We start from the raw sequence: 25,265 nt of genomic DNA on the forward strand, positions 1-25,265 counted from the left end.
GTGCTTAGAAGTTGGCGTAAATATTGGTAAAAGCGTCTACGATAAGTGTATCATTGGTAATAATACATTTGTTCATTGGGTAGATGACTAATTTTCTGTTCGCTTCTTCAAAATTTTCTGTCCTAAATTGTTTATCTATATCCATTCCGGCATGTTCTACGATACCTTTCCAACTTTTCTTATCGGTATGAAAATTGATACCCACGTACTCAAATTGAGGCTTAGATTCGGAGAGTTCGCGTACTCTCTTAAAAATATTCTGGTAGTGTGTTTTGTTTGTAGCGGTCCAAAAATAAAAGACAGTATTTTTATTTTTACCAATTTCAGGTAGTGTTACATACTCATCACTTTCATTAAGAACGGCAATGGAAGGTATAGCATGATTTGGTTGTATATTTCTAATTCCTTCATAAAGATGCTCTATTTCAGCTATGTGCATATTATTACCGGAAACGGTTACGAAATCATCTAAGAAAGATTTATTATTCTCGGGAGAGTCATGTTCCTTTAGCAAGTAATCAAAAGCAACATTTCTGAATAAATTATCCCTTAATTCTTTTTCTACAACCAAACTATCTATAACATGAAGCTTATGCTGATTAAAATGAAGTTGATTACTCGTTGGTCGCATGGTATCACCACAGGCTTTTTTACAAGTCATGTAAGTAATATTGCTCAAATGCGATTTCATAAAATCGTAATAGGGCCTAAGATAGTTTAGCTCTTTATCGTTATAATTAATACTTTTTCTGTAGTCATAAAACGTATCGCTCAATTCTTGAAGACCGTGCTCCCTAAGCTTTCTTTTGTGTTCAAAAGGATACATCTCCATATAGCCGTAATAAGTGTAATCAACACTCGCGTTGGCTATCCTAACTGCCATGTCCGATAATTGAGACTCTTTTTTTATCGTTGCAACTGTTTGTAATTTGGCTTTTCTGAGTTGGTTTATTTTGGTTATAAATTCCTCGGATTCCAGTGCATAATAATCTTTACGTATCCTTTCCTGCTCCTCCTCATCCGACAAGAATAACTCCAATAAAAAATTATTTATTTCTTCATTGTTACCCGAAAAAACAAGCGACTCATCAAAATAGAGGGTATTTAAACGAACCAAAAGGCTATCTCCTTTTTCGAGATAAACGTATTGGTACTCAGGAGCATGATTGAAATTATACAAGCCGTCCTCAACAGATTTCAGTTTAAATGTAAAACGATTGGATTCATCTAGCTTTGCCGAATCTATTATCTGAGTACCCTTCAAGAGCACCACATAGTCGCTACTTGGATTAACGATTTCCCCAGCAAATAAAACGTAATCCTTCTTTTGTTCTGTATTGCAACCAAGTACAAAAAGTATAATTACAAGAGGTAAAACTCCCTTCATATCAAAAGCAAATGATTTGATTCAAATTTAAGGAACACCTATATCGCATCCTGTTAATGGTGCGTTAAATATTTTGCGCTCCTACGATAGGGATTGGCATGAACGAAACGCCTTAAGAATGTTAGCGTAAGCGTATAAAATTAGCTATTTTTGCACGGATTTTAAAAAGAAGTAGTTATGTTATCTGTATCTAATCTATCGGTTCAGTTTGGTAAAAGAGTTTTATTTGATGAAGTCAATGTTACCTTCACTCAAGGAAATTGTTATGGTATCATTGGTGCCAATGGAGCCGGTAAATCAACATTGCTGAAAATTATTTCGGGTCAGATAGACCCCACTTCTGGTCATGTACATTTAGAACCAAACAAAAGAATGTCCATCCTAGAGCAGAATCATAATTCTTCAGATGCCTTTACTGTTTTGGAAACCGTTGTTAAAGGAAATAAGCCTTTGTATGAAATAAAAAAGGAAATAGACGCTTTATACGCAGATTATGATGATAAGAATGCAGAACGAATAGGGGAGTTGCAAGTACAGTTTGAGGAGATGAACGGTTGGAATGCGGAGAGCAATGCTGCTTCGTTATTATCTAATTTAGGAATCAATGACGATCAGCACTATACATTAATGTCCGACTTGGATTCCAAATTAAAAGTAAGGGTGTTGTTGGCCCAAGCTCTTTTTGGGAACCCCGATGTTTTGATAATGGATGAGCCAACCAATGATTTGGATTATGAAACCATAAATTGGTTGGAGAACTTCTTGGCTGCTTATGAGAATACGGTAATCGTAGTTTCACATGACCGTCACTTCTTGGATACCGTATGTACCCATATTGGAGATATAGATTTTGGAAAACTAAACCTATACTCTGGAAATTATACGTTTTGGTATGAAAGCAGTCAGTTAGCGGCCAGACAGCGTGCACAACAGAACAAAAAATCAGAGGAAAAGGCAAAGGAGCTTCAGGAATTCATTATGAGATTTAGCGCAAACGTAGCTAAAAGTAAACAAGCTACTTCGCGGAAGAAGATGTTGTCCAAACTAAAAATAGATGATATAAAACCATCTAGCAGAAGGTACCCTGCCATCATATTTGATAGGGACAGAGAAGCAGGGGACCAAATATTAAATATTGATGGACTTTCCGCAACCACTGAGGAAGGCGAGCTGTTATTCGATAATGTAAATATTAACCTTTCCAAAGGAGATAAAATAGCCATAATATCTAGGGACTCAAGAGCTACAACTGCTTTTTATGAGATCATAAATAATAAGCGGCAAGCCGACAGTGGAACTTTTCAATGGGGCGTTACTACTACCCAATCTTATCTCCCTGCAGATAATTCCCACTACTTTGAACAAAATATAAATCTGGTAGATTGGTTACGCCAATGGGCTACCACAGAAGAAGAACGTGAAGAAGTTTATATCAGAGGTTTTTTGGGTAAAATGCTTTTTAGTGGTGAAGAAGCATTGAAAAAATGCACGGTACTTTCAGGAGGGGAAAAAGTGAGATGTATGTTGAGTAGAATGATGATGTTAAGAGCAAACGTGCTCATGCTTGACGAACCCACAAACCACTTGGACTTAGAAAGTATTACAGCATTTAATAACTCGTTAAAGAACTTTAAAGGCACCGTACTCTTTACTACCCATGATCACGAATTCGCAGAAACGGTGGCAAACAGGATTATTGAACTGACTCCGAAAGGCAATATTGACCGCTATTCTACGTTTGATGAATACATGTCAGATAAGGCATTAAAGGAGCAGAGGGGCAAGATGTATACTGTTCCGGTTTAGCATTACATCTAACCAATACATACATCATGAAAATCTGGAAATTGTTCACCAGTTTACTTTTGTGCGCTATACTAGTAGGTTGCAGTGAGTCAGATGATTCCTCATTACGAGATGATGAACTCATAATAAGCCCTGCTGATTACTATGTTGTTTTGTCGAATTCCAAGGAACTTTACACTAAAAATATTTCATCATCTTCCGAGGGTCTTTTTCTAACAGATGCCGAAAGCTTCCAATTTACGTCTAGTATATCTTCCCTAACAGTTGAAGACGGGACTACCCTTATGTCCTATCGTAATATTGGTAATTGTGAAGGCAATTTGGTTTTGTATGATTTTAAGGATACGGCAGGGTTTTCTGTTCCTATGTTTTCCGATTTATCTTCTTGTCTGCTAAGTGTAACTGCAATAACAAGGCAAGCTAATACGGTTTTCCTTTCCTACGTTATAACGATCGGACCTAAAGAACAAACGTTTTTTGTTAGAAGTGTAGATTTAGACACGAGCGAGTATAGGGATTACGAACTCACTAAAAAACCAGTAAAATTAGTGACATCCGATACCAGGCTTTATGTGTTAACCTGGGACGAGAACCGAACCGAAAAAAATGCACTTACCGTGTTTGATTTTGTAGAACATACAGAAATACTTGAAATGGACATGGGATTTGAGGTTGGCACTATATTTAAAACAGCGACTGGTGACATTATTGTAAGCTATCCAGATTCCCATATGCTATTGGATGGTAACTCCTTAGAAGCCACCTTTACAAGGTACGCCTTTGGTAGCCAGCCTCACTTCTATACCGCTGAAAACACTGCCTTTGATGAAAATGGAAACATGTACTATGTTAGAAATGATTCGTTAACGGGACAAACAAAAACAATAACTGCAATGCACGATTTTGATAAAAAAAGTACCGTGCTTTACTATTTCGAAAATTTTTTAAACGAAACGCAACTTAAGGTTGAATACAATGTTAAGTCCGCTACCGCGGTTAGTTTTGATAACATCAATAATCTAATACTAATCGGCTACGAAAAGAATTCGGTCCAAGGCGGCGGAATTATAAGGATATCACCAGCACCAAATTTGAAATTCGTAGACAATCTGGATGTGGCAGATATCCCCTTCTTAATAGTTCCTGCTAACTAAGCTCAGTTCAATGCTAATTATTACGCGTTAAAATACTTGCTGTTCCAAATTACCGGATTAAAGTTTTTCCCTGCGGCAAAGCCATAAAAAATTACGACAGAAGCGATAGACTTAAACATAAAGAAAAAGAGTATCCAAAATTCTGCAGATGAGTTAGATTTTGAGAACAAGCCTTCCGGAACCATCATTGTAACCAAAAGACTAATGGCAAACACGACCATTGCAAGATTTACTACATTCTTGAACGGCCACATTAGGGCCTTTCGTAATGGATGCAAGTCGTTGCCCCATTGATGAATTAAATAGAAATATCCGTTACCAATAGGTGCGAACAATAAAGGGTCGTCTTTGTCCTCTAACTTAAACAGTTTTGAAGGAGCGATAATCTTGAAACCTTTTAATTCTATTCCATGATTTTTTTCTAACGATTTTATTTCGGAAATGCCTTCTTTTGGTATTTCCCCCTTAAAATAGCGAGAATCTAAAAAACGCAGACGATAATCGATGCAAATGTTTTTGATATCCGTAATGTGAAATATTCTTGATGTTTCCAATAAATCGAATTCAAAATTATTTGTCGAAGCACCGCCTCCGTTAGAGATACTTTTTTTGATTCGGTTATCTTGAACATCTAAATCCTTTAGGATTGCAAACACTTCATCCAAAACTTGTTGTTCGCCAATTGGATTTTTAGCCTTTTCGTTAGCTAACTTTTTCTGAATGTTTGTTTTTTCTAGGAACATATTTTTCTTTTTTTTAGCAATGTTATCAAAGTTACCTAATAATTGATTTCAATAAAATTTTGTTTAATCTTTCAAAATGTTAATATTTTGTTAAATAGGTTATATTCGAACATTAAAATTATGTCACACTACACTTAGATTGTATCTTGACGGAGAAAGTTAACCTTTCATGGATTAGTTTAACCGTTCGCCCCGAACATAACCGCTTTTATGAAAAAATGGACATCCCCTGTGTCTCTGTGCATATTGCTATTTGGCCTCGTCTCAAACGCTCAAGAATCTTTACTGACCCAAACTCTTCCATTGGTTTCGAATTATGTTTTGACCCCTCAGAAGTCTCTTCTTACCAAGGCTGAAACGTCAACTAGGCATAGTGCCTTACTATCTGTATTGCGCGCTTCTGAGCTGGACAAAGTACTTGACTATAAGGGTCAATTTACCGTATTCGCTCCTTCTAACATGGCTTTTGAAAAGCTTTCGGAAGTTACCACCGATTGGTTAATGGACCCTAAAAATAAAAAAGAGTTAAAGTCGATTCTTTCCTGTCATATCGTAGCTGCAAGGCTCTCTGCTTCTGCTATTTTAAGAGCCATGTCCAGAGGAGGAGGAAAAGCAAGTTTTACCACAATCCAAGGTCAAAAGATTACGGCAAGCATGAAAGGAATTGATATTATATTAACGGATAAATACGGCAACAAAGCTAAAATTATATTGGCCGATGCCATTCAAAGTAATGGGGTTATCCACGAAATTGATAGCGTTTTTCTTCCTCTTAGAACGCTGTAAGATAATTCACACTACCTTAACTCCGCATTAAGTTCGTTCTCAAAACTGTTTTGCAGCTTTGACATTATTTTTTCTATTTGCTTGTCTGTCAAAGTTTTATTGTCATCTTGCAAGGTGAAGCTTACGGCATATGACTTTTTACCTTTAGGTAGTTTGTCACCTTCATACACATCAAAAAGATTTACATCTCTTAAAAGTTTACGCTCGGTTTTATAAGCTAGTTCATAAACTTCCTTAAATGTCACTGACTGATCAATAAGCAAAGCAAAATCCCTTTTAACCTCTGGGTATTTGGAAATTTCCGTGAATACAATTCCCTTTTTATTCATTAGTTTTAAGATGATATCCCAGTTAAAATTTGCGAAAAGAACATCTTGCTTAATATCAAATGGCTTTAAAATCGCCTTTTTAATAAGGCCAAATGAAACTAAAGTCATAGGGCCTTTTGCCAAAGAAAGTCCCTCGCTAAAGAAGCCCGTAGTATCGGGTTGACTAACGCTATCTTTTATACCCAACTTATCTAAAACAGTTTCTACAATTGCTTTTAATTGGAAAAACCCTTTTGGAGTTGCCGCTCCCGTCCAACTAGACGCATGAGTTGCCCCGCTTAACAAAATACTTAAGTATTTTTCCTCAATTCGGTTTTCACCTGTAGTATGGTAGGTTTTTCCAAACTCAAACAGGCTTAGGTTATGCTTTTTTCTGTTGATGTTATACGCTGCAATTTCCAATGAGGAAAAGATAGAATTCTTCCTTAAAATTGATAAGTCTCCACTTAGCGGGTTTATAAGGCTAACTTCTTTCTTAGATGGCTCGTTAGGTTCTACTAAGGTAAGGTAGCTGGGAGAAGTTAGACTATTTGTTAAAATCTCATAGTAACCTTTAGCAGCCAATAAATTCCCTATGGCATGTTGTACTTTATGGTCTTCAAAAGCGCTTGTGCTTGCAACGGAAGCATTTAGTTTTTCTCTAAATGCTACATTGTTATAACCATATACCCGTAATATTTCTTCTATAACATCAACTTGCCGTTGAACATCATTTCTATACGAAGGAACCGAAAGTCCCATTCCCGATTCGGTTACATTTTTAACTTTAATATCCAAAGAGGCCAGAATCGACTTAATGGTGTCCTTGGGTATTTCTTGCCCAATCAGTTTATTTATTTTTTCAAAAGCCAGGAACACTTCAAAATCCTTTTTCTTGTTAGGATATACGTCTACAATGTCGGAGGTTATATCTCCACCAGCAATTTCTTTAATTAACAATGCTGCTCGTTTTAGGGAATACTCAACATTTTCTATGTCGATACCGCGTTCAAATCTAAAGGATGCATCGGTGTTTAATCCATGCCGTTTTGCAGATTTTCGAACTGATATGGGGTCAAAATAAGCACTTTCTAGAAAGATAGCGGTCGTATGTTCCGATACTCCAGAATGCAAACCACCGAATACGCCTGCTATACACATTGGTTTCTCTTCGTTACAAATCATTAAATCTTCTTCGTGCAATTCACGTTCAATTCCATCCAAGGTGGTGAACTTTGTACCTTTTGGCATTCTTTTAACCACAATTTTGGCGCCTTTTATCTTTGCTGCGTCAAAAGCATGCAACGGTTGGCCTAAATCATGAAGTACAAAATTAGTGGCATCGACTAAATTGTTTTTTGGAGCAATTCCGATCGCTTTTAATCTATTCTTTAACCAGTCTGGGGAAGGCTGTACTATTAAATTACTTAAAGTTACCCCACAATATCTCGGAGCCAGCTCCTTGTCTTCTACAATTACATCTATTCTTAGCGAACGGTTGTCCACATTAAAATGACTTGTAGGTGGTGTTATTAATTCCGATTTGATTTCCTTTTGCAAAAGCCCAGCCTTTAAATCTCTCGCAACGCCAAAATGACTCATGGCATCTGCCCTGTTTGGGGTTAATCCAATCTCAAAAACTTCATCATTCTCTACTTCAAAAAGTTTGGAACAAGGTGTTCCTGGTGCAAGACTTTCTTCCAGAACTAGAATCCCCTCATGACTTTCTCCAAGACCCAATTCATCTTCGGCACAAATCATCCCATGGCTTTCCTCTCCTCTAATCTTACCTTTTTTAATGGTCCAGGCTTCACCTTCGGTTGTGTATAGTGTCGTGCCTATGGTAGCCACAGGAACTTTTTGTCCCGTGGCAACATTAGGTGCACCACAAACAATTTGTAACGGGGTAGCCCCGCCTATATCTACCGATGTTAATTTTAGTTTGTCCGCATTAGGATGCTTTTCACACGTAAGTACATGCCCTACCACAATACCTTTAAGTCCGCCCTTAACAGATTCAAACGCTGTTACGCCTTCTACCTCTAAGCCTAAATCTGTTAAAAGTTCCCCGGTTTTTTGGGAATCCCAATCAATATGTATAAACTGTTTTAACCAGTTGTAAGAAATTTTCATTCGTTAATTTTATAGCTTGTAAAGATAAAACAATGCAATAAGACATTCAATATAGATGATGTTGATTTGTTTTAAATTTATCTTCGCTTCATTATTCATATACTGCTAATTTACAAGTAACTTTTTATGAGAAAATATTTATGCTATTATGGATTGTTTTTAGCCTTATTAAATTGTAAAAAGCAGACTAATCCCATAGAACTCAATACAGGAATATGGCAAGCAGAGCTATGCCTTATGGACGGTAAGGTGCTTCCTTTTAATTTTAACCTTTACAAAACTGCTTCGGGCAGTTATCAATTGGACGTCTTAAATGCCCAAGAAAAAATTGTTGTAGACGAGATTGTAGTTGATAAGGATTCCATTAGGATTAATGCACCTGTTTTTGACGGTTATATAGCGGGTGTCATTACACCCAATAGCATAGTGGGTAGGTTTAATATTGAAAGTATGGACAGAAGCCTTCCGTTTAGTGCCATTTTTAATGTCTTGGATAGGTTTAGCGACAGCCAATCTCCTGAGGTGAATGTTTCTGGTACGTGGGAAACAGAATTTGGTCCAGATACGGCAGAAAGTTATTTGGGTAAAGGAACGTTTACCCAAAATAAAGGAAAGGTTACAGGAACATTTAGAACTTCGACAGGGGATTATAGGTTTTTAGAAGGGGTAATGGATAAAGACTCCTTGAAGCTCTCTGCCTTCGATGGAGCTCATGCTTTTTTATTTCTTGCAAAGGCTACCGACAGTGTGTTAAATGGTATGTTTTATTCTGGACGGCATTTTAAAACAGCCTTCAAAGCTAAAAGAAATGAAGGTTTTGAGCTGCCTAGTCCAGATTCATTAACATTTATAAAAAAGGGTTACGATAGATTCAATTTTTCATTTCGTGATAGCCAAAACCGTTTGGTATCCTTATCGGATGAAGAATTCCAAAACAAAGTAATTATTGTTCAGTTGATGGGAACATGGTGTCCTAATTGTTTAGACGAAACAAAATTTTTAGTCAATTATAAAAAGAAAAATGATAACGAAAACCTAAAGGTTATCGCTTTGGCTTTTGAATATGCTAAAACGGAAAAAGCTGCAATGAGAAGCATAGAAAGGCTAAAAGAAAGGATAGGAGTTACGTATCCAGTTTTACTAGCACAGTATGGTAGCTCTAATAAAGAAAAGGCACAAGAAAAATTGCCAATGCTTAATCATGTATTATCTTACCCAACCACCATTTTTATTGACAAGAAAGGACAGGTGAGAAGAATACATACTGGGTTTAATGGTCCTGCCACCGGTGACACGTTTGTAGTGTTTAAAGAAGATTTCAATAACTTTGTTACAGAATTACTTGAAGAGTAACTATGGTTAAATAATTGTAGATTTTCCTAATCCAATGTTCTCATCGTTCATTTTAAAACTACCGTCTAAGTCCATTATATTATCGGCAATAAAGTCGCCTACATAACTTGTTCCGTACTTGCTACTTCCCATAATGTCCGGAGTAACTATTTTTTTAGAGAAGGACTTTAGAACGGCGGCAACGACCGCATCGGATTCTTCATCCATTTTAAAATGCTGTAGCAGCATTGCCGTACTTAATATAGATGCCACAGGATTTGCAATATTTTTATCCTTTGCATTTGGATAGGAACCATGAATGGGTTCGAACATGGCGTAATCCGCTCCTACCGATGCGGACGGCAAAAGACCGATAGAACCTGCGATGACACTTCCCTGATCTGAAAGAATATCACCAAACATATTGTCCGTCAAAATCACATCGAACTGACTCGGGTTCAGAATCATTTGAACGGCTGCGTTATCTATAAAAAGTGCTTCCAAAGTCACTTCGGGATAACTTTCTGCAATGGTGTAAACTGTTCTTCGCCATAGTCTTGATGTTTCTAAAACGTTGGCTTTGTCTACTAATGTGAGCTTTTTTCTTCTAGATTTTGCCGCTTTAAAAGCTAAATGGGCTATTCTGCTAATTTCGGCCTCTGTATATGTACAGGTATCCGTGGCCGAGTTGGTAAGTTCATTCCTTGTCTTTTCACCATAATAGATACCTCCGGACAGCTCCCTATAAATAACCAAATCTGTATGTTGCACTACTTTTTTTGCAAGCGGCGACTGTTTTACCAAAGTAGGAAAAACTTTTACCGGCCTAATGTTCGCAAATAGGCCCAATTCTTTTCTGAGCCTTAACAGACCTTGTTCTGGCCAAACTTTTGATTTAGGGTTGCCATCATATTCTGGTGAGCCTATGGCCCCAAAAAGAATGGCGTCGGAATCCTTACATGTTTTAAGGGTTTTTTCTGGTAAAGGATCCCCGCTTTTCTTAATGGCGGCAGCTCCTACCAATTCTTTTCTAAAGGTGAAGCTATGCCCAAATGTTTCCTCAACAGACCTTAGGCACTTAATAGATTGCGCTACTACTTCCGGTCCTATACCGTCACCCCCTAAAACAGCTATATTTAAATGCATCCTTAACTTGCCCTTACTAGGTTTATATCGCTTGAGGTAATGATTTCATGAATATCACCATCTAGAATTTCTTTCTTCATATCGGCCAACTTTAAGAATTCACGATACACCTCGTCTAATTGAAGCTTGGTCAATTCATAACCTACATTTTTTGCACGATACGCCAGCGCCGCCCTTCCGCTTCTTGCTGTAAGTACAATTGACGATTCGGTAACACCTACGTCAGCAGGATCCATGATTTCATATGTTTCTCTATTCTTGATAACGCCGTCTTGATGAATTCCTGAACTATGTGCAAAAGCATTGGCTCCAACAATAGCTTTGTTAGGTTGTACAAGCATACCCATTTTGTTAGAAACCATTAAACTGGTATCGTACAATAGTTTACTATTAATGGTTGTATCTAAATTAAGGTCTGGATGTTGTCTTAGTATCATAACAACTTCCTCTAAGGATGTATTTCCCGCGCGTTCTCCAATGCCATTAATGGTACATTCTATTTGGCGCGCTCCATTAATAACACCTGCAATTGAGTTCGCGGTTGCAAGACCTAAATCGTTATGGCAGTGGCAAGAAAGGATGGCTTTATGAATTCCCTTTACATTTTCCATTAAATACTTCATTTTGGCACCGTATTCCTCTGGTAGGCAATAGCCTGTAGTATCCGGTATATTTAGTACCGTAGCTCCCGCCTTAATTGCCGCTTCACAAACTCGTGCCAAAAACTCATTGTCCGTTCTTCCGGCATCTTCAGCATAAAATTCAACATCTTCAACGAAAGATTTTGCATAACTAACGGCTTCTTTTGCTCTTTCGATTATAGCGTCCCGGTTAGAGTTAAACTTAAATTTTATATGGGAATCGGAGGTACCTATCCCAGTGTGTATTCTAGGCTTTACAGCGTACTTTAATGCTTCTGCGGCAACCTCTATATCTTTTTTCACTGCTCTGGTAAGTCCACAAACAGTTGCACTTTTTACTAGCTTACCTATGGCTTCGACAGATTTAAAATCCCCTGGGCTCGATATTGGAAATCCTGCCTCGATGATGTTTACACCAAGCTGGTCCAGGCGTTCTGCAATGACTAGCTTTTGCTCCATGTCCAGTTTACACCCAGGTACTTGCTCTCCGTCTCTAAGAGTAGTGTCAAAAATTTGTACTATATCTTTGCTCATTATATTTACGTAGTTTTAACCGGTCTAACGAATATATGACAGTATGTACAGAAGATGTAGATTTTGTCAAGGAATTTACAACGTTGAGACACTTTTTTGAATAATCAACAAATTGATTTTCAACCACTTAAACCGTTATTTTTACGATGACAAATGCCCATAAAGACGCGTTGTTCATTTTGGTGAAAGCCTTGTCAAAATCCGAAAAGCGACAATTTAAACTCTACGTTGGTCGCCTTGGTGTGAATACAGACGCCAAATTTTTAGCCTTATTCAATCTATTGGATAAAATAAAAAAATATGACGAAAAGGTGATATTGAGCAGTGTGAACGTTAAAAAAGCGCAACTATCAAATTTGAAGGCACATCTATACCGACAAATTTTGGTGAGTTTGCGCTTAAATCCAGTAAACCAAAATATTCGCGTACAGATACGAGAACAACTAGATTTTGCTACTATTTTGTATCAAAAGGGACTGTACAAACAAAGCCTCAAAATATTGGATAAGGCGAAATCTGTGGCCGTTGACAATGAGGAAAAGAATATCGCCTATGAAATTGTAGAGTTAGAGAAAATAATTGAAACGCAATACATAACCCGAAGTATTCCAGATCGAGCTGATGAACTGGCATTACAGGCAAAGGAATTATCGGGCCAAAATGTGATGACAAGCAAACTGTCCAATCTTTCGTTACAGTTATATGGAATGATGCTTAAGGTCGGATATGTTCGTAGTGATGACGATTTAAAAAGAGTAAAGGAATACTTTACCAAACATTTGCCAAAATATGACTTGGAAACCCTCGGTTTTAGAGAAAAACTTTGGTTGTACAAGGCTTATTTATGGTATAGTTTTTTAATTCAGGATTTCCTGTCCTGTTATAAATATAGCAGCAAATGGGTAGACCTTTTTAGTGAAAACAAGGAAATGATCTATTTAAATCCTGTTTTTTATCTTAAGGGAAATCATTATTTGTTAGAATCTTTATTTTATGTAAAGTATAGTTCACAATTTAAACAAACACTTGAGGAATTAGAAACTGTTCTAAAAGATAAAAATTTTCCAAAAAATGATAATATCGCATCATTGGCCTTTCTTTATTTAAATGCAAATAAACTCAACCTTCATTTTTTGGAAGGCACTTTTGAAAAAGGATTGTATCTCGTTAAAATTGTTGAGTATGGTATTAACAAGCATAAAGATCGGATAGACGCGCATCATGTGATGGTGCTATACTATAAAATAGCTTCTCTGTACTTCGGTATTGGTGACAATAAAACCTGTATTGTGTATCTAAAAAAGATTATCGACAACAAAAACCTGAAAATGCGAGAAGATTTAATGTGCTTTGCGAGAGTTTTGAGCCTTGTAGCACATTATGAAGCAGGGATGGACTATCATTTAGAAGTTCAATTAAAAAGCACCTATAAGTTTTTATTGAAAATGAACGATATGCATGCAGTTCAGAAAGAAATGATTAAGTTTTTAAGAAATCTTGGCGGCATTTACCCCAACGAACTTAGGGCCGAATTCCAAAAATTGCATACAGAGCTTAAAAAGTATGAAGACCATCCTTATGAAAAACGGGCTTTTCTGTATTTAGATATTATTTCTTGGTTGGAAAGCCATCTAGAAAATAAACCTGTTTCCCAAATTATTAGGGAAAAAGCCTTACTACAAACGCGTTAAGGCGTATCACTAAAATGAAACGCTCCCACTTTTCACATTTGCTAGAGATCAACCTAGCTATGGTATTTATTGGAACTTCTGGCGCATTAGGTAGATATGTTGACCTGCCTGTACCGGTAACGATTGTGTCAAGAGCTTTATTGGCCTTTCTACTTTTAGTGCTTTTTTGTAAGTGGAAGGGAATTTCTTTGCAGATCAAACCTGCACATAGAGGTGCTGTTTTTATTAGTGGTCTGTTGATGGGTTTACATTGGGTAACTTATTTTTATGCGCTACAATGGTCCAGTGTTGCCATTGGTATGCTTTCACTATTTACATATCCGGTGCTAACCGCCTTTTTAGAGCCGTTATTACTAAAAACAGCGTTTCAAAAAATTCATTTGGTGTTAGGAGTAATGGTGCTGGCGGGTATCTATTTTTTAAGCCCAGAGTTGGACTTGGATGACTCTAATACAATAGCTATTTTTATCGGCCTTTTTTCGGCACTATGTTACGCCCTTAGGAATCTAACCTTAAAATCAAAGGTGACAGATTATCATGGTTCGGCTTTAATGGTGTACCAAACAGGAATTATAGGCTGTATTCTCCTTCCTTCATTTTTTTTTACTGATTTAAGTATGGTTATGAACCAGTGGGAAGGCCTCGTTGCTTTAGCTGTAATTACTACGGCAATTGGCCATACATTATTTTTAATGACTTTTAAACACTTTAGCATTACTACCGTAAGCATCCTCAGCAGTGTTCAGCCTGTATACGGAATACTTATAGGGGTACTCTTCTTAAATGAAATACCAGAGCTAACAACTGTAGCTGGAGGACTCTTAATTTTAGGTTCCGTAGTTATTGAAAGTTTCAGATCTTCAAAAAAACGAGCAGATTAGTTCGTGGTATTGGTAGAAGCTCCGTTACCTGTAAATTGATTGATAATGCCATCTCCCAATATTTTAAAGCCGTCTTCTTTTGCCAACTGTCTCACTTTTGCAGGGTCAAAATTCCCATTGAAGTAAAGGAAAGACCCTGTCTGACCATTGTTATTGTAGATTAATATTTCCTTAACGGCTTCACGCTTTTCTCGGATAGAGACTATATTGCGTTTTAAGTTGTCATTTTTTCGAAACACCTCTATAAACGAATTACCTGTAATACCGTTCATCTGCTGATGCAAGAATTGGGTTCTTGTAGGAGTCGCGCTAGGAAACTGCATATATCTTAAGTCTTTGGTATTTCCCATAAAGGTTTTCATTTCGGGTGAAATTTCACTTAACATTCCCAACATAAATCGAGGCACGCGCACAGCAGTAACTTGGTCATCGTTTTTATGAGCGTTATAAAATGTATCAATTGAGTTATAGCCTCCACAACTTGAAAGCAATACTAAAAGGAAAATTGTTAAAAGTGAAAATCTCATAATTAGAAAAATTTAGTATCTAAATGTAACAAAATTAGAGACATGCATCCCAAACGGTTTCCTTTGGTGGTGGCGCCAGTATTGTAATTAACTCTTTTTTTACTGGATGTACAAACACTAATTTTCTTGCGTGTAGGTGTATACTACCATCAGGATTACTCCTATCAAAACCATACTTTAAATCTCCTTTTATAGCGCTTCCAATAAGTGATAGTTGTGATCGTATTTGATGATGTCTTCCCGTTTTTAAATCAACTTCCAACAGGGCGTATCTATCTAATTTTTTAATCAATCTGTAAGTTAAAATTGCCTTTTTACTATCTGGAACTTCATTTTTATGGGCATAGGACTTGTTCTGTTTTGGATTTCGTTTTAGCCAATGCGTTAAGGTGTCCGTAGTATTTCCAGGAATATTCTTTACTACGGCCCAATAGGTCTTTTTCGCCTCCTTTTCTGCAAATAACTTATTGAGTCTAGGAAGAGCTTTCGAAGTTTTTGAAAAAAGAACAATACCAGAAGTAGGTCTATCTAGCCTGTGCACGACGCCCAAATATACGTTTCCGGGTTTATCGTATTTTTCTTTTATATACATCTTGACTACTTCGCTCAATGGTATATCGCCAGTCTTATCTCCCTGTACAATGTCCCCTGGTCGCTTATTTACAGCTATAATATGATTATCCTCAAAAAGTACTTGAAGATTTTTCACATTGGAATGTTGATTCTTTGGCACTACAGAGTTTATTTTTTCAATTGTGTGAATATCATACTATAATTGCATTTAATACATGTAAAACAATCAAACCTAATTCAAAAGTAGATAACGCGTTTCTATACATTCATTGGTATTAAGAACAGTACCCACCTTAAATAGGCATCTTTTTCCCAAACAAACTTAAGAATAAGATGAGAAGCACTCCGGTAGTAACTGCAACATCTGCCATATTAAAAATTCCGGTATTAAACATACCCAACCGTATTTGAAAAAAATCGGTTACCGACCCATACGCTATGCGATCTATTAAATTTCCAATTCCGCCACCAATTACAAATGTAAAGGCGATTACAAGCCATGTGTGTATTGTTTTCTTCGTCAGAATACGATAGAAAAGTACCAGAAGTACCAAAACGGGGAGTAGCTGTAACAGGATGATTTTCACAAAAGGAGGAAAGTTGGCCCCAAAACCGAGCATAGCTCCCGTATTTTCTACATTGGTAAGAATCAGATTATCATTAAACACTTCAATATAGTCCCTACTCGTCACATTTTTGCGAACTACTTCTTTTGTAATCTGATCGCAACCAACATTCAACAAAACCAAGATAATAATGTAAAATCGATAAACTACAAGCTTTTGTTTCAACCGTTTATTTCTTAATATTGTTCATCATCACTAGGGAAATCCATGCTTTTAACATCCTTCACATAACTGGATATGGCGTTGCCCATTTCCTCATAAAGATTCATGTAGCGTCTTAAAAACCTTGGATTAAACTCATGTGTCATACCTAAAAGGTCATGGATGACTAAAACTTGGCCATCCGCATGCTTGCCTCCTCCAATTCCTATGGTAGGAATCGTAAGGCTCTCAGAAACTTCTTTGGTAAGATTTGCAGGTATTTTTTCCAACACGATACCAAAACAACCTAATTTTTCTAAAAGGAGGGCATCCTGCTTCAATTTTTCTGCTTCTAAATCTTCTTTGGCCCTAACGGTATAGGTACCAAATTTATAAATGGATTGTGGTGTTAGGCCAAGGTGCCCCATGACGGGTATGCCGGCGGCAAGAATGCGTTTTACGGATTCTTTTATCTCCGCTCCTCCCTCTACCTTAACGGCATGGGCACCACTCTCTTTCATAATGCGAATTGCGGAACGCAACGCCTCTTTTGGATCACTTTGGTAGCTCCCAAAAGGCAGGTCAACCACGACAAGTGCTCGTTCTATAGCTCTAATTACCGAAGAAGCGTGATAAATCATTTGATCTAAGGTAATGGGTAAGGTAGTTTCATGGCCGGCCATAACGTTACTCGCAGAGTCACCAACCAAAATAACATCTACATTAGCAGCATCTACAATTTTGGCCATAGAATAATCATATGCGGTTAACATAGAAATTTTTTCGCCATTTTTTTTCATGTCCACCAAGGACTTTACAGTTACTCTTTTGTATTCTTTTTTTGCTGTGGACATCTTATTGAATTAGTTCGTGTTAAAAATAAGGAGTTTTGATGAGAATGACGTCTAATTATAAGAATGCGTTATGCAGCATCTAGTTGGTTTATTATGTTTATTTTTAAATCGGTCAATCCATAAAACTTAATGATGAAAACCCTTATTACTACTGTTTTTTTGTTTTCCGTAACTATTTCCTTCGCGCAAACTCCAGAGGAAGCTGTTAAAAGTACGGTCAACTCGTTTTTTGAAGCTTTCCATGCCCGTGATGCAGAGGGAATGCAAAAATGGATTCATGAAGATGCACTACTTAGGCGTACCGCTCCAAATGAAAATGGCATACAAACATTAAGAGACCAAGATTTTCAAGATTTAATTAATGGAATTGTAGCTATGCCAGATGCTACAATTTTTGAGGAAAAACTCTTGAGCTATTCCATACAAGTAGACGGTCCTTTGGCTCATGTATGGACACCTTATGCGTTTTACCTAGATAATAGACTACATCACGCTGGGGCGAACTCTATACAACTCTTTGAGCAAAAAGGTATGTGGAAGATTATCTATCTGATTGATAGTAGAACTTCTGAGGGAGCTAAAGAATAGAGCACTATAGCTGATTTTGCAAAATATTTCTATTTATTCCATTTTCTACTCGATGTTTTTCCCTCAGAAGGAAAATCTTCAGGCAGTTCTTGTGTAACCTTCCCGGTAGCCGCCCATTCCGTACCTCGTTGGAAGGTGGTCATAAATCCTACGCATTCCATGGAATAGTCGAAATGCCCCAAAGCGGTATGGAAAACACGGCCGCTTCCATAGTTGATAGTCATTAGCATAGGAACATGTTGCCCTAAACCCTTTACCGTAGGGTCCCAGGGTGGTGCATTCTTTTCGACATCGGCAAAGGCAGTGGCCAATATTGTAGCATTTTTAAACGGACCGCGCATCCGTTCGTACAATTCGTCTTGGGTGTGTAACCATGTCTGAGGCATTCCTTTCATAATGGGGTGTTCTGCCGCTCTTGCAACAATTTCAAATTCGTATTCCGACCCATGGGAACCCGTTACACCGGCGCTACTGTCGCGGACGACGTTACCGGCATCGTTGTAATAGACATAAGGTCCTGAACTTTCGTCTCGTCCGCCCCAAGCACCTAGACCTATCATGTTATTATATTCCTCCCAATTACCAAAAGCATTGTTGGCAGCGTGTACCACTACTAGTCCACCACCGTTTTCCATATAAGTTTCAAAGTCCGCTCGTGTGGTTTCCGGCCATAAAGCAGCATCGAACCCCAAGTTGGAAACAACTACATCGTACTTCGTAAAATCTACGGTAAAGTCAGATGCCGTAATCGGTTGGTTGGAAATGCTATAAGAAGCATCTCCAACTGGATATTTCTCAATGAACATCGTATATGATTCCGGTCTCGATTCCTTATACTTGATACCTAGCCAAACCGAATCCATGCGTTGGATTTCCACTGCAAATAAATCGGTTTGCTCTAAATAATCTTTCATCATCATGGTCGTTTTAGGCCATATATAATGATTATTTTGACCGTCTATAATTAAAACCTGTAATTTTTGCGGTACGGCTGTAACCTTTGATTCATATTGTTTTTTATCTTTTTTAACATCTCCACAGGAGCTAGCCAGTATACAAATCAAGCCCAATAAAGTACTACTTTTCATATTTATTTGATTAGAACTAGTTACTAAAGTATGATTTTTTAACTCAAACTAACCTGCCATATTCGCATATTCAAATCTCAACCAAAGTAGATAAATGCATAACCAACTATTGCAGTTTAACTATACGGACTTTAACTTAGCATTTATTAATTAAATGTAGCAAATGGAATTGTTAGGGATAGGTTCGCGAATAGAACACAAAGAATACGGAAAAGGAGTGGTTACCAATGTTTCTTATAAACACTACTGGGTAACTTTTATAGATAAGGGATTGGAAACTATAGCACTAGATGCCGATTTTGAGGTAATTGAGCACTTACATGATGATGTGGACACCGTTAGTTTTTTTGATATTGAAAGTTCTCTCACAAAAATCCTCGAAAAATGGAGCGATACACATGAAAAAGTGGCTTTGGCCGACAAATGGCGCAATGGAAAACTAGTTCTAGATCCTGGGGATTCCAGTGCGAACAAAGAAATGCCGATAGATACTTTTTTTCATAAAATAGTTATGGTACGCGACCGTATCCGTGTGATGGAACAAAAAATTAATAGCAGTAAAAACCTGGATGATCAGGAGAAAATAGACCTACAGCAATACATTACCCGTATTTATGGTAGTCTTACCTCTTTTAATGTGCTGTTCAAGACCAAGAACGATTACTTTGTTGGAGAGCGATCGAAGGGTTAAACAAATAAGGATAAGAAACAAAAGCTCTAATCCCCTAAATGTTATCAAAATCGTGTGTCAGTACTTACTCTTCGCCCAGTTCGGTTATTTTTTTTTCATACAGCTTTTTACTTTCTACCACGGCAACATTCAATTCTTGCATAATACCGTCTACACGACCTTCAATGCTCTTCATTTGATCATTAATAGTATCAAATGAATTTAATGCGGCAGCTACTTCTAGAGCTTTTACAACCTCCACGGCATCGCCATGTAATATTTGTAATTTTTCAATCGCTTTAGAAGTATTGGCTAAAGTAGCATTGTATTTGGTGCGGGCTTTTTTTATGGCACTGTTTAGCGTATTTCGGCTTGTTTCATCACTAAGACTGTTCGTTTGTGTTTGCATGGCGTTGAATAGGTTGGCAGCATGCTCCTTTAAATCTTCATATTCCTTATTCAATCGTTCTACTCGCTTGTTTACTTTTTCCCAATCGCCATAGACTTTTGCAAATTCCTTATCCTCGTTCTTGGTATCTTCCAACGCCACCTTGAGCGCATTTAAAGTCTCTAAGCCTTTTGTTACATTTTTATTAGCGGTTTCTTTTCGCTTTTCAAAAGAGGAGACGGTAGATTTGAATTTATCCTTTAAACGTATAAGGTCCTCGGGACTTTTGTCCTTCCAACAGGAAACAAATAGCAGAGAGACAAGGGTTACAATTGTAATTCTTTTTAACATGGTTAGAGTGTTTTATAGAAGCACAAAAATAATCTTTTAGTCGACGTATGGAATTTTTTATACAGGCCTTCGATATTTTTCAAGAATTATAACTCCGGTTTTACAACATCCTTTGTACTGCGCTTGACGATAACACAGTTATAATTAGTATAAACTAATCGATAGCTAAATAATCTGAGTTTAACTTACTTTTTTTTCTGATAGATATTTCCAATAACGCTTAGGTACATGTTGCACGTGTAATTTTTTATTGATACGTGATTTAATATTCGTGCTTTGGAAGTAAGAATTCCATAACTCTTGATAAGCATATTCTTCGGATTTCATAATCGAACTTCGTTTTATGCTATTTGTTAGGTTTTCTTCCAAATCTAAGCTAATGAGTTCAACACCTTGTAAATTGTAGTAAAGCCCGTACTTACGTTTCGTATCGTAAATAATCCATTGTTGGTCTGCATATCTAGACCTAAAGTGCTTGGATAGTAAGGGTAGTACATCAAAGTCGGGGGTTATCTGGGAAAAGTATACATCATCTTTGGTCAACTGAAAGCGAACAAAAGCTTCCATTCTATGCTTTTCCCTACCAACTTTATGTGCAAGCTGATTAATTTTTAAAATACATTCGTCCGAAAAATCTGTACTGCGGTCCGCTTGGCAACCCATTAGTTTTCGAATATAGCAATAGAGTAGGGGTTCTATACCCTTATGCTCGCTTAAAAAGGCAAAATAAATATTCTTAATAGCAGCATTACTTCTATTTTTAATACCGTTCCAAACTCGTTTGGCCTGAATTGTATTCGTGAATATAGTTTCATTCTCGGTAAACAATCCGTTTTGTGAGGTACCTCGCCTCTGAATGTCGGCATGGATTACCCTTTGCTCAAAGCCAATGAGTACGGCGGTGAGAAATCCGTTGAAACTTCCGTCATAAATAAATGTTCTCGCTGTATGGTCGAATCTTGGAATTGTTTGTGTTTTGGTTGCCATAGTGTTCTTTTTAAAAATAAAATTGATTGACTTTTTTCTTAAAGTTAACAACCTGTTTTCTAAGCTTACTTTTTAATACTACGATGCGATATCCAGCGTTTAGAACAGTCTGTCTGCTTTTATTGAGCAAGTCTTGACGAGCTGATGCTTGTATTGTTTCCATTTGCTACACTTAATTAATTGAATAATGATAATTGACCGCTATATTGATTACGAAACTTTCCGGAAGAAGTTTGTAAAATCATTCCTTTTATACGATGTGCATCCAGATCTCTGCGCTCCCAGTATTTAGAATCGCATAGGATAAAATATTTGGCACGATTTAGCGCCACGCCCATTTTTCTCAGATGTTCCCAGTTTAATTTTCTAAAAGACCTTGCGTTCATGATTTTGTGAACGCTGCGCATACCAACACCGGGAATCCGGGCAAGTATACTTCTATCGGCAATATTAATATCTACGGGAAAGTGATTCAAGTTTCGTAATGCCCAACTTAGTTTTGGATCTACCTCTATGTCCAAGTTCGGATGGGATTCATTTAATAATTCCTGAACAGAAAATCCATAAAACCGCAAGAGCCAATCGGTTTGATACAACCTATTCTCACGTAGCATAGGTACTTGGGTTCCAATAGCGGGTAACCTTGTATCGTTTGCAACGGGAACATAACCCGAGTAGTAAACTCGTTTCATATTATAACTTTTATAGAAATGAGTAGCTGAATACATAATATCCTTATCCGATTCTCCTGTAGCTCCAATGATCATTTGGGTGCTTTGTCCTGCCGGGGCATATTTGGGTGTACTTTTTATAATTTTCTTTTCCGACTTGTAGCGTATAATCTCGTTTTTGACCTTTAACATTGGTTTTAAAAAATCTTCGTGCTTTTTGTCAGGAGCCAATAATCTAAGACCAGAGATAGTAGGGATTTCTATATTAACGGATAAACGGTCTGCATATAATCCGGCCTCATACATCAATTCATCACTTGCTCCGGGAATCGATTTTAAATGAATGTAGCCGTTGAAATTTTCTTCCTCTCTAAGCTTTTTAGCCACTGCTATGAGCCGTTCCATTGTATAGTCGGGACTTTTGAAAATACCTGAACTTAAAAACAGACCTTCGATATAATTTCTTCTATAAAAATTTATGGTTAAATCAACAACCTCTTGAATTTTAAACGCTGCTCGTTCAACATCGTTACTCTTTCTGGTAACGCAATAGGCACAATCAAAAATGCAATGATTCGTCAACAAAATCTTCAACAATGAAACACATCTTCCATCTTCGGTATAGCTATGACAAATACCCATACCGCTGCTATTCCCAAGACCTTTGTTCTTGTTCGAACGCTTACTGCCGCTGCTGGAACAGGAAACGTCATACTTTGCGGCATCTGCCAAAATGTTTAACTTTTCCTTTATCCGTTCAAAATTCATTATAATATGTATATAATCCAAAAATATGGATATATTCCTAATTATGGAAATAATCCAAATATTATTTTGGATATAATCCATAATTAGTATCTTTGAGTATGGAAAATGAATTGACTTTAAAGCGTTTTACTGATCTCAGAAGAGATTTAGGCTTCACCCAGGCAGAATTCGCGGCACTAATTGGTGTGTCGAACACTACAGCAGATATCGAACGTGGCCGTACAAAACTATCCGGAAAGGTTGTTTCCGAGCTTTTAAAGCAGTTTAAAATTAATCCGCTTTGGTTATTCGGTGAGAGTGATCAGCAGTATTTGGAAACTTCTAACACAAGCGTAATTCCGAAAGTGGTTACCGTAGATACCGAGCAGAATGATAATATGGTACTCGTAAATGCAAAGGCAGCTGCAGGATACCCCCAAAATATTGCTGATACCAGCTGGTACCAGCAACTTCCCGCCTTTGATTTACCTATTCCTGAATTTAGAAATGCTACCTATAGAGGATTTCAGATAGAAGGGGACAGTATGTTACCTAACTTGCATCCCGGAGAATGGGTTTTGGCAAGAGCGATAGAGCATATAGATCATGTAAATGCCAATAAAATGTATGTGGTAGTACTGCAGGATTCCATTATGGTCAAAAAAATAGAAAAACGTCCAAATTCAAACAACATTACTCTTGTATCCCTAAACGAAACATATCCACCTTACAGCATTAAACCGTTTCAAATTCAGGAAATTTGGGAGGTAAGTAGTAAAATCACCTTTAATGTAGATGCAACAACGGATACAGGATTGTTGCGTCAACTGCAGGAATCTATGAATGAGCTTAAAAATCAGTTACAACATGTGAAGAAGGTGTAATTTAATCCTTTAGCTTTTTAACGTAAAGACCACTATCCTTTAAGGTAAAGCCAAGACTTTTATAAAGTGAAATTGCAGGGGTTCTATGATGCCCACTAAACAGTAGTACATCATTCAACTTGCATTTTTTGGCACGCTCTAATAATAGTTCCATAAGCTCTCTACCAATACCCTTTCCTCTGTGGTCTTGTGAAACTACCACATCCTCTATCATACCTTTATGTCCGGAAATAACTTTGTATTTGGCCATCATGGCGATACCAATGAGTAAATTATCCTCGAAACAAGCGGCAACATCCAAATTTTCGGTTTCTTTTAAGATAGTTTGTAAGGGAAGTTGTTTCAGTTCCGAATTTAGTTGTAGGTAAAGCTCGGATAGTTGATTTTGCAACTGCTCTGAGATATCAGTTTTCTTTATTAGCTTAATTTCCATGGCACAAAGTTTAATTATAAAAGTATGGATTTTCTATTTTTCAGACTTAGCTTTCCAATGGCTTTTGGCTTATATTTAGCTCTAATTATGAAATAAGTCATATGTTTAAAAACATTACGTTGTTAGCGTGCCTTATAAGTTTTGTTGTACAAAGTCAAGTTGTGCGTGATACATTATTAGTTGGTTATACCCCAGCTGCTCCTTTTATCGTTAAAGAAGGAGAAAAGCTACAGGGTTTAAATATTTGGTTATGGAAACATGTGGCCAAAGACTTAGAGCTACACTATAGGCTTGTGCCTATGGATTTTTCTGATATGCTAGATTCCTTGCGTACCGGAGGTATAGATTTGAGTATTAATCCATTAACGGTTACAAGTGACCGTAGCAAGGAAATGGAGTTTACGCATTCATTTTTTGCTTCCAATGCAACTGCTGCGGTAGCAAGGGACTCTTCGTATAAAAAAATCATGGACTTTTTTAAAGGATTTTTTAATCTAAATTTTTTGAGAGGATTGTTGGTGCTCTTGATGATTATTTTTGTTTTTGGTCTATTAGGTTGGTTGTCAGAACGCAAAGAAAACCCTGAGTCCTTTAGGTATGGTGCAAAGGGTATTTGGGACGGAGTTTGGTGGTCTGCAGTCACTTTAACTACCGTTGGTTATGGAGATAAAGCTCCTAAAACAAAATCAGGAAAGATTTCTGCCCTAATTTTAATGTTTGGTGGCTTACTTTTTATTTCTGGACTAACAGCAAGTATTGCCTCTAGTTTAACGGTCACTCATGTGAATCAGTTCACCAATAATCCAGATGGGTTCAATACCTTTAAAAATAGAAAGGTAGGTACCGTAGCAAAGTCGGGAACACGGTCATTCCTATCCGAGCATTTTTTTAAAAATGTACAAACATATGGTGGAGCTCTTGAAGGTCTCCAAGCTGTAAAGAAAGGTGAAATAGAGGCATTTCTTTATGATGAACCTATTTTAAAGTATCGCATTAAAAATGACTCTAGTCTTATTAATTTAGAGGTACTTCCATTAAAATTTGATGTACAATTTTATGCTTTCGGACTACCAAAAACTCACGTTATGTTGGAGCAACGGATTTCACAACGTATTTTAGAAATAAAAGATACGAATGAATGGGAGGTCGTATTGAACGAATTTGGTTTAGCAGAGCTCTAGATTCGCTTCACGTA

At 37.2% G+C, this 25,265-nt stretch carries 24 protein-coding genes; 10 read left to right on the forward strand and 14 right to left on the reverse strand.

From position 1 onward, the window contains the following. Nucleotides 1–4: 4 nt before the first annotated feature. Nucleotides 5–1,387 carry a transaldolase gene (locus tag MS6x_RS18760; protein ID WP_482604269.1) on the reverse strand — a complete coding sequence of 461 codons (1,383 nt, stop codon included), beginning with the start codon at nucleotides 1,385–1,387 and terminating at the stop codon, nucleotides 5–7. A 177-nt stretch (nucleotides 1,388–1,564) separates the two neighbouring features. Here MS6x_RS18760 and MS6x_RS18765 point away from each other — a divergent pair, with 177 nt between their 5' ends. Both MS6x_RS18765 and MS6x_RS18770 read left to right on the forward strand, forming a co-directional pair. After that, on the forward strand, nucleotides 1,565–3,193 hold the full coding sequence (locus MS6x_RS18765) for an ABC-F family ATP-binding cassette domain-containing protein (protein WP_482604270.1): 1,629 nt from the start codon (nucleotides 1,565–1,567) through the stop codon (nucleotides 3,191–3,193). 26 nt (nucleotides 3,194–3,219) lie between these two features. Next, nucleotides 3,220–4,347 (forward strand): hypothetical protein, encoded by a 1,128-nt coding sequence (locus MS6x_RS18770; protein WP_482604272.1) that lies wholly within the window; start codon nucleotides 3,220–3,222, stop codon nucleotides 4,345–4,347. Nucleotides 4,348–4,367: 20 nt separating this feature from the next. Here MS6x_RS18770 and MS6x_RS18775 read toward each other — a convergent pair whose 3' ends face one another. After that, the gene (locus MS6x_RS18775; RefSeq protein WP_482604273.1) at nucleotides 4,368–5,090 is read right to left on the reverse strand and encodes a hypothetical protein; all 723 of its coding nucleotides are present in this window, start codon (nucleotides 5,088–5,090) and stop codon (nucleotides 4,368–4,370) included. Between the two features lie 303 nt (nucleotides 5,091–5,393). Here MS6x_RS18775 and MS6x_RS18780 point away from each other — a divergent pair, with 303 nt between their 5' ends. After that, on the forward strand, nucleotides 5,394–5,876 hold the full coding sequence (locus MS6x_RS18780) for a fasciclin domain-containing protein (RefSeq protein WP_482604275.1): 483 nt from the start codon (nucleotides 5,394–5,396) through the stop codon (nucleotides 5,874–5,876). Between the two features lie 11 nt (nucleotides 5,877–5,887). Here MS6x_RS18780 and pheT read toward each other — a convergent pair whose 3' ends face one another. Then, entirely contained in the window at nucleotides 5,888–8,317 is a 2,430-nt protein-coding gene (gene pheT / locus MS6x_RS18785) for a phenylalanine--tRNA ligase subunit beta (protein WP_482604276.1), read from the reverse strand. A gap of 126 nt (nucleotides 8,318–8,443) precedes the next feature. Here pheT and MS6x_RS18790 point away from each other — a divergent pair, with 126 nt between their 5' ends. Then, entirely contained in the window at nucleotides 8,444–9,670 is a 1,227-nt protein-coding gene (locus MS6x_RS18790; protein WP_482604278.1) for a TlpA disulfide reductase family protein, read from the forward strand. A 6-nt stretch (nucleotides 9,671–9,676) separates the two neighbouring features. Here the strand turns inward: MS6x_RS18790 and leuB are convergent, their stop codons facing one another. Then, nucleotides 9,677–10,795 carry a 3-isopropylmalate dehydrogenase gene (leuB, locus tag MS6x_RS18795; protein ID WP_482604280.1) on the reverse strand — a complete coding sequence of 373 codons (1,119 nt, stop codon included), beginning with the start codon at nucleotides 10,793–10,795 and terminating at the stop codon, nucleotides 9,677–9,679. Between the two features lie 2 nt (nucleotides 10,796–10,797). Further along, the gene (locus MS6x_RS18800) at nucleotides 10,798–11,970 is read right to left on the reverse strand and encodes a 2-isopropylmalate synthase (protein ID WP_482604282.1); all 1,173 of its coding nucleotides are present in this window, start codon (nucleotides 11,968–11,970) and stop codon (nucleotides 10,798–10,800) included. A 146-nt stretch (nucleotides 11,971–12,116) separates the two neighbouring features. Here MS6x_RS18800 and MS6x_RS18805 point away from each other — a divergent pair, with 146 nt between their 5' ends. After that, on the forward strand, nucleotides 12,117–13,661 hold the full coding sequence (locus MS6x_RS18805) for a hypothetical protein (protein WP_482604284.1): 1,545 nt from the start codon (nucleotides 12,117–12,119) through the stop codon (nucleotides 13,659–13,661). Nucleotides 13,662–13,675: 14 nt separating this feature from the next. Beyond that, a complete protein-coding gene (locus MS6x_RS18810; protein ID WP_482604286.1) occupies nucleotides 13,676–14,542 on the forward strand; it encodes a DMT family transporter in 867 nt (288 codons plus the stop codon). Here MS6x_RS18810 and MS6x_RS18815 read toward each other — a convergent pair. The 4 genes from MS6x_RS18815 to panB all read right to left on the reverse strand — a co-directional run bounded on the left by MS6x_RS18815 (nucleotide 14,539) and on the right by panB (nucleotide 17,263). Further along, nucleotides 14,539–15,069, reverse strand: coding sequence for a DUF4252 domain-containing protein (locus MS6x_RS18815; RefSeq protein ID WP_482604288.1), 531 nt, complete (start codon nucleotides 15,067–15,069; stop codon nucleotides 14,539–14,541). The two genes, MS6x_RS18810 and MS6x_RS18815, sit on opposite strands and share 4 nt — an antisense overlap. A gap of 34 nt (nucleotides 15,070–15,103) precedes the next feature. Further along, nucleotides 15,104–15,802 (reverse strand): RluA family pseudouridine synthase, encoded by a 699-nt coding sequence (locus tag MS6x_RS18820; RefSeq protein ID WP_482604289.1) that lies wholly within the window; start codon nucleotides 15,800–15,802, stop codon nucleotides 15,104–15,106. Between the two features lie 133 nt (nucleotides 15,803–15,935). Next, nucleotides 15,936–16,433 (reverse strand): signal peptidase II, encoded by a 498-nt coding sequence (gene lspA, locus MS6x_RS18825; RefSeq protein ID WP_482604290.1) that lies wholly within the window; start codon nucleotides 16,431–16,433, stop codon nucleotides 15,936–15,938. Between the two features lie 11 nt (nucleotides 16,434–16,444). Then, nucleotides 16,445–17,263 (reverse strand): 3-methyl-2-oxobutanoate hydroxymethyltransferase, encoded by an 819-nt coding sequence (panB, locus tag MS6x_RS18830; RefSeq protein WP_482604292.1) that lies wholly within the window; start codon nucleotides 17,261–17,263, stop codon nucleotides 16,445–16,447. 129 nt (nucleotides 17,264–17,392) lie between these two features. Here panB and MS6x_RS18835 point away from each other — a divergent pair, with 129 nt between their 5' ends. Further along, nucleotides 17,393–17,851 carry a nuclear transport factor 2 family protein gene (locus MS6x_RS18835; RefSeq protein ID WP_482604294.1) on the forward strand — a complete coding sequence of 153 codons (459 nt, stop codon included), beginning with the start codon at nucleotides 17,393–17,395 and terminating at the stop codon, nucleotides 17,849–17,851. Nucleotides 17,852–17,880: 29 nt separating this feature from the next. Here the strand turns inward: MS6x_RS18835 and MS6x_RS18840 are convergent, their stop codons facing one another. After that, nucleotides 17,881–18,939, reverse strand: coding sequence for a ThuA domain-containing protein (locus MS6x_RS18840; protein ID WP_482604296.1), 1,059 nt, complete (start codon nucleotides 18,937–18,939; stop codon nucleotides 17,881–17,883). A gap of 163 nt (nucleotides 18,940–19,102) precedes the next feature. Between MS6x_RS18840 and MS6x_RS18845 the strand changes: the two genes are divergently transcribed. Continuing rightward, complete coding sequence (locus tag MS6x_RS18845) at nucleotides 19,103–19,630, forward strand: hypothetical protein (protein ID WP_482604297.1); 528 nt, start codon at nucleotides 19,103–19,105, stop codon at nucleotides 19,628–19,630. A gap of 64 nt (nucleotides 19,631–19,694) precedes the next feature. Here MS6x_RS18845 and MS6x_RS18850 read toward each other — a convergent pair whose 3' ends face one another. The 3 genes from MS6x_RS18850 to MS6x_RS18860 form a co-directional block, all read right to left on the reverse strand. Next, entirely contained in the window at nucleotides 19,695–20,348 is a 654-nt protein-coding gene (locus MS6x_RS18850) for a hypothetical protein (RefSeq protein ID WP_482604299.1), read from the reverse strand. Nucleotides 20,349–20,528: 180 nt separating this feature from the next. Beyond that, a complete protein-coding gene (locus MS6x_RS18855) occupies nucleotides 20,529–21,335 on the reverse strand; it encodes a TIGR03915 family putative DNA repair protein (protein WP_482604301.1) in 807 nt (268 codons plus the stop codon). A gap of 176 nt (nucleotides 21,336–21,511) precedes the next feature. After that, nucleotides 21,512–22,774, reverse strand: coding sequence for a putative DNA modification/repair radical SAM protein (locus MS6x_RS18860; RefSeq protein WP_482607194.1), 1,263 nt, complete (start codon nucleotides 22,772–22,774; stop codon nucleotides 21,512–21,514). 98 nt (nucleotides 22,775–22,872) lie between these two features. Here MS6x_RS18860 and MS6x_RS18865 point away from each other — a divergent pair, with 98 nt between their 5' ends. Beyond that, nucleotides 22,873–23,637 (forward strand): XRE family transcriptional regulator, encoded by a 765-nt coding sequence (locus MS6x_RS18865; protein WP_482604302.1) that lies wholly within the window; start codon nucleotides 22,873–22,875, stop codon nucleotides 23,635–23,637. A 1-nt stretch (nucleotide 23,638) separates the two neighbouring features. On the opposite strand, the gene MS6x_RS18870 is transcribed toward MS6x_RS18865, so the two are convergent. Next, complete coding sequence (locus MS6x_RS18870; protein WP_482604303.1) at nucleotides 23,639–24,070, reverse strand: GNAT family N-acetyltransferase; 432 nt, start codon at nucleotides 24,068–24,070, stop codon at nucleotides 23,639–23,641. 161 nt (nucleotides 24,071–24,231) lie between these two features. Between MS6x_RS18870 and MS6x_RS18875 the strand changes: the two genes are divergently transcribed. Continuing rightward, nucleotides 24,232–25,251 carry a transporter substrate-binding domain-containing protein gene (locus MS6x_RS18875; protein ID WP_482604305.1) on the forward strand — a complete coding sequence of 340 codons (1,020 nt, stop codon included), beginning with the start codon at nucleotides 24,232–24,234 and terminating at the stop codon, nucleotides 25,249–25,251. Nucleotides 25,252–25,265 lie beyond the last annotated feature (14 nt).

It is taken from the genome of Maribacter sp. MS6 (assembly GCF_056839185.1).

What these genes read in the sequence shown, in the direction of transcription:
- MS6x_RS18760 (WP_482604269.1), bottom strand. Translation starts at nt 1,387, where the DNA reads ATGAAGGGAGTTTTACCTCTTGTAATTATACTTTTTGTACTTGGTTGC.
- MS6x_RS18765 (WP_482604270.1), top strand. Translation starts at nt 1,565, where the DNA reads ATGTTATCTGTATCTAATCTATCGGTTCAGTTTGGTAAAAGAGTTTTA.
- MS6x_RS18770 (WP_482604272.1), top strand. Translation starts at nt 3,220, where the DNA reads ATGAAAATCTGGAAATTGTTCACCAGTTTACTTTTGTGCGCTATACTA.
- MS6x_RS18775 (WP_482604273.1), bottom strand. Translation starts at nt 5,090, where the DNA reads ATGTTCCTAGAAAAAACAAACATTCAGAAAAAGTTAGCTAACGAAAAG.
- pheT (WP_482604276.1), bottom strand. Translation starts at nt 8,317, where the DNA reads ATGAAAATTTCTTACAACTGGTTAAAACAGTTTATACATATTGATTGG.
- MS6x_RS18790 (WP_482604278.1), top strand. Translation starts at nt 8,444, where the DNA reads ATGAGAAAATATTTATGCTATTATGGATTGTTTTTAGCCTTATTAAAT.
- leuB (WP_482604280.1), bottom strand. Translation starts at nt 10,795, where the DNA reads ATGCATTTAAATATAGCTGTTTTAGGGGGTGACGGTATAGGACCGGAA.
- MS6x_RS18800 (WP_482604282.1), bottom strand. Translation starts at nt 11,970, where the DNA reads ATGAGCAAAGATATAGTACAAATTTTTGACACTACTCTTAGAGACGGA.
- MS6x_RS18805 (WP_482604284.1), top strand. Translation starts at nt 12,117, where the DNA reads ATGACAAATGCCCATAAAGACGCGTTGTTCATTTTGGTGAAAGCCTTG.
- MS6x_RS18810 (WP_482604286.1), top strand. Translation starts at nt 13,676, where the DNA reads ATGAAACGCTCCCACTTTTCACATTTGCTAGAGATCAACCTAGCTATG.
- MS6x_RS18815 (WP_482604288.1), bottom strand. Translation starts at nt 15,069, where the DNA reads ATGAGATTTTCACTTTTAACAATTTTCCTTTTAGTATTGCTTTCAAGT.
- panB (WP_482604292.1), bottom strand. Translation starts at nt 17,263, where the DNA reads ATGTCCACAGCAAAAAAAGAATACAAAAGAGTAACTGTAAAGTCCTTG.
- MS6x_RS18835 (WP_482604294.1), top strand. Translation starts at nt 17,393, where the DNA reads ATGATGAAAACCCTTATTACTACTGTTTTTTTGTTTTCCGTAACTATT.
- MS6x_RS18840 (WP_482604296.1), bottom strand. Translation starts at nt 18,939, where the DNA reads ATGAAAAGTAGTACTTTATTGGGCTTGATTTGTATACTGGCTAGCTCC.
- MS6x_RS18845 (WP_482604297.1), top strand. Translation starts at nt 19,103, where the DNA reads ATGGAATTGTTAGGGATAGGTTCGCGAATAGAACACAAAGAATACGGA.
- MS6x_RS18850 (WP_482604299.1), bottom strand. Translation starts at nt 20,348, where the DNA reads ATGTTAAAAAGAATTACAATTGTAACCCTTGTCTCTCTGCTATTTGTT.
- MS6x_RS18855 (WP_482604301.1), bottom strand. Translation starts at nt 21,335, where the DNA reads ATGGCAACCAAAACACAAACAATTCCAAGATTCGACCATACAGCGAGA.
- MS6x_RS18860 (WP_482607194.1), bottom strand. Translation starts at nt 22,774, where the DNA reads ATGAATTTTGAACGGATAAAGGAAAAGTTAAACATTTTGGCAGATGCC.
- MS6x_RS18865 (WP_482604302.1), top strand. Translation starts at nt 22,873, where the DNA reads ATGGAAAATGAATTGACTTTAAAGCGTTTTACTGATCTCAGAAGAGAT.
- MS6x_RS18870 (WP_482604303.1), bottom strand. Translation starts at nt 24,070, where the DNA reads ATGGAAATTAAGCTAATAAAGAAAACTGATATCTCAGAGCAGTTGCAA.